Origin of the sequence: Petralouisia muris, assembly GCF_004793545.1 — a bacterium.
Taxonomy (GTDB): Bacteria; Bacillota; Clostridia; order Lachnospirales; family Lachnospiraceae; genus Petralouisia; species Petralouisia muris.
Map to the genome: position 1 here is coordinate 1 of NZ_SRYA01000269.1, position 381 is coordinate 381.

General features: G+C 44.9%; 1 protein-coding gene. It reads left to right on the forward strand.

Annotated features, from left to right (window positions below):
• The coding region (locus E5329_RS29460; protein WP_168356825.1) for a recombinase family protein at positions 1-381 on the forward strand (381 nt) is incomplete at both ends.

The window sequence follows — 381 nt, forward strand, 5'->3', positions numbered from 1 at the left end:
TCCTCACGGATTATGTGAAAAAGCAGGGCTGGCACTTGGCAAAAACGTATGTGGACGACGGGTATTCTGGTACGAATTTCCAAAGACCAAGCTTCCAGAACATGATTAAGGACATTGAAAATGGGCTGATAAACTGCGTGATTACGAAAGATTTATCACGTTTAGGGAGGAATTACCTTGACTGCGGACTGTATCTCGAAGTCTTTTTTCCCGAAAATAACGTGCGTTATATAGCGGTTAATGACGGCGTGGACACGCTCAATAAATCGGCGATGGACATCACGCCATTCCGCAATATTCTGAATGAAATGTATTCTGCCGATGTGTCGGTCAAGATAAAATCGGCGTACCGTGCGAGGTTTCAGCAGGGGAAATTCATGG